This is a genomic window from Burkholderia sp. Ac-20353 (genome assembly GCF_017104785.1).
GTDB lineage: Bacteria > Pseudomonadota > Gammaproteobacteria > Burkholderiales > Burkholderiaceae > Burkholderia.
Genome location: NZ_JAAGPL010000417.1, coordinates 1 through 2,578, shown reverse-complemented (window position 1 = coordinate 2,578; position 2,578 = coordinate 1). Strand labels below are relative to the sequence as shown.

The window sequence follows — 2,578 nt, the reverse complement described above, 5'->3', positions numbered from 1 at the left end:
GTACGCGGTCATTAATTCACGCCTCTCAGAGTGGTAGCGTCGAACTCCGAGGTGTGGCAGCGGCGACTCAGCGCAGGTCGGCGGGCATCTTCCACGGCAACAGCGCGTCGTAGTCCTCGACGGTCGTGGCAAGTGGAAGTTTTTGGAAGAGCCAGTGGAGGTAGTGGTACGGATCGATGCGGTTAGCGCGGCACGTTTCCACGAGCGAATACAGGTTTGCGCTCGCGTTCGCACCGGCGACAGTGTCGGCGAACATCCAGCCGCGGCGGCCTAAACAGAATGGCCTGATGGCGTTCTCACAAGGGTTGTTCGAGATGGCCCAGTCGCCGTTTTCGATGTAGCGGACGAGCTTTGGCCATTGCCCCTGCATGTAATTCAACGCCTTGCCCAGCAGGCTTCCGGGCACGACGTTGGGTAGGTGCTCCAGCATCAGTCGGTGGATGAGTTCTAGCACGCGAGTGCTGTATCGTCGTCGCAGCCGCTGTCGTCGTTGCGCTTCCCATGTTTGGCTGCGCGCCTCGGCGGCAAACAGTTTGCCGATCAATTTGATGAAGCGCGTAGCCAGCAGATCGGGCGTACGCGCCGCCTTCGGGACGTTGTCTTCCGCTCGCACAAAGCCCCTCCTAGCATGCGTCCAACATGCAAGATGGATGAGCCGATGACGTTGAGCGATGCCGTCGTAAGGGGCGTACCCGTCGGTCATCAGCACCGCACCTTCGCGAACGCCGTCGAACAGCTTATCGGCCAGCTTGCCGCCGCGACCGGGCGTGTAGGTGAACACGCGCACGGGCGTGTCTGAGTCGGTCATCTGCGCCCAGAGGTAACTCTTTGTCTGCGGCTGTCGTCCTTCTTCCTTCAGGACCTGGAAGGTAGTCTCGTCGCAGTAGATCAGTTCGGCATCCAGCAGCGCGTCGCGTAGCAGGTTGATCACGGGCTGCGTCGCCAGGCCCACGCGCACCATACTCGCCGCCAGCGTGTTCGACGAGATGTCGCCGCCGAAGCGCCGCAGCAGACCCGCTTGCCGGTACAGCGGCATGCCGAACTGATATTTGCCCGCGGCGACCCATGCGAGCGCCGATTCGGTGAGCAGCCCTCGCGGGATGATGCGCGCGGGTGCCGGCGTGACCTTGATGCCCAGGTCGCAGCATGGGCATGCGTACTTGACGCGCTGATGCTGGGTGACCCGAATTTGCTCCGGAATCACGTTCAATTGCTCGCTGATTTCCACGCCGATCTCAACGAGCGCATGGCCGTCGTTGGCACAGAACCGTTCGGCCTCAGGCAGTTCGTGACGGTGGATATCGCGCGGCAGGGCGGGATCGAGCGGCTTGCGGCCACGTTTGTTGCGCGTATGCGCGGCAACCTTCGTTCCGGGCGTGTCTTCTTGTGCGGGTGTCGCGGATGCGCCGAGCACCTCGGCTTCGTTGAACAGGCCGAGCTGATCGGACTCGCGCGCTTCGCTCTTCGCGCCGAACAGCTCGCGCCGGTAGGCGCGCAGCCGTTCCTCGGCAAGATCGCGCTCCGCCGTCACCATGCGCAACGTGCTTTGCAACTCGTCACGCTCGCGCCGAAGCGCGTCATGCTGCTCGCGCATCGCGAGCAGCGCCTTCAGTTCGTCGGCATCGATGGTGACGTTGATCGGCATGCCGCTTTGACCAGCATGCCGATCGCGCGTTCAGCTTACGCGCAGATAGTTTCGCTTGGGATGGCGCTCAATTGCGGCGATATCGGCGCCGTCGACAAGCCAGTGCAGCAACTCGACGCTCAGCGTCACCACCGCCGTCTTGCTGTCGGGCCACACGAAGCGGTCGCCCGCTTCGAGCCGCTTGAGCAGCAGCCAGAAGCCGTTGCGTTCCCAGCCCAGGATCTTGATGCGATCGCGACGCCGGTTGCCGAACACGAACAGCGCGGGCGCCATCGGGCTCAGGTGCATCGCCTGTTCCACCAGGATCGACAGACTGTTGATCCCGCAGCGGAAATCCACCGGATCGCGATGGAGGTAGACCTTCAGCTCGTCGTCGAACCGGAACACGGCAGCCTCCCGAACATCTGGACCAGCGTGCTCAGTTCGTCGATGCCGGCTTGGCCCAGGTTGAACTCGACGCCGTTGGGCAGGCGCACCTTCAGTGCAAACGCGATTGGAGTAGCCGTGACAGATGGCGTCGCCGCAGCAGCGGCTACGACTGGTACGAATGCGGTTGCAGGTGTCTCGCCCTGGATCACCACCGGAACGCCGTCGCGCACCGGCGCATCACCGCCCGAGTCCACGACGACGGCACCGTCGGATGCACAGCGGCTGCTCTCGCGCTCGAGTAGGTACTTCGTGATCCACTTGCGCAGTAGATTGGCGTTGACCCCGTGCTCCTGCGCCAGGCGTGCCACGGACATACCCGGACGCAGCGCCGCCTCGACCAGCGCGCGTTTGCCCTTCTCGTCGTAACGCCGCCGCCCGTCGCGGCTGCGCGAAACGACCTGCAACTCTGAGTCATGCTCTGACATAGGTGTCCACCTCCGTTTGGTGGACACATGCTGGCCTCTCAGAGCGTCACTGGGTAGACGTCGTTAGTCGATCGCATAC

Annotated in this window: 3 protein-coding genes; all 3 read right to left on the bottom strand. The window is 63.3% G+C overall.

The window, feature by feature from the left end; translation table 11 throughout:
- Nucleotides 1–67: 67 nt before the first annotated feature.
- The 3 genes from G3N94_RS40820 to G3N94_RS40810 are packed head-to-tail and all read right to left on the bottom strand — an operon-like array spanning nt 68 to nt 2,499.
- Nucleotides 68–1,645: an IS66 family transposase gene (locus tag G3N94_RS40820; RefSeq protein WP_124604047.1), complete on the bottom strand. Its 1,578-nt coding sequence runs from the start codon at nt 1,643–1,645 to the stop codon at nt 68–70.
- A gap of 30 nt (nt 1,646–1,675) precedes the next feature.
- A complete protein-coding gene (gene tnpB, locus G3N94_RS40815; protein WP_124604050.1) occupies nt 1,676–2,032 on the bottom strand; it encodes an IS66 family insertion sequence element accessory protein TnpB in 357 nt (118 codons plus the stop codon).
- Nucleotides 2,008–2,499, bottom strand: a complete 492-nt coding sequence (locus tag G3N94_RS40810) for a transposase (RefSeq protein WP_124604052.1) — start codon at nt 2,497–2,499, stop codon at nt 2,008–2,010. Before G3N94_RS40810 ends, tnpB begins: the two co-directional genes overlap by 25 nt.
- Nucleotides 2,500–2,578 lie beyond the last annotated feature (79 nt).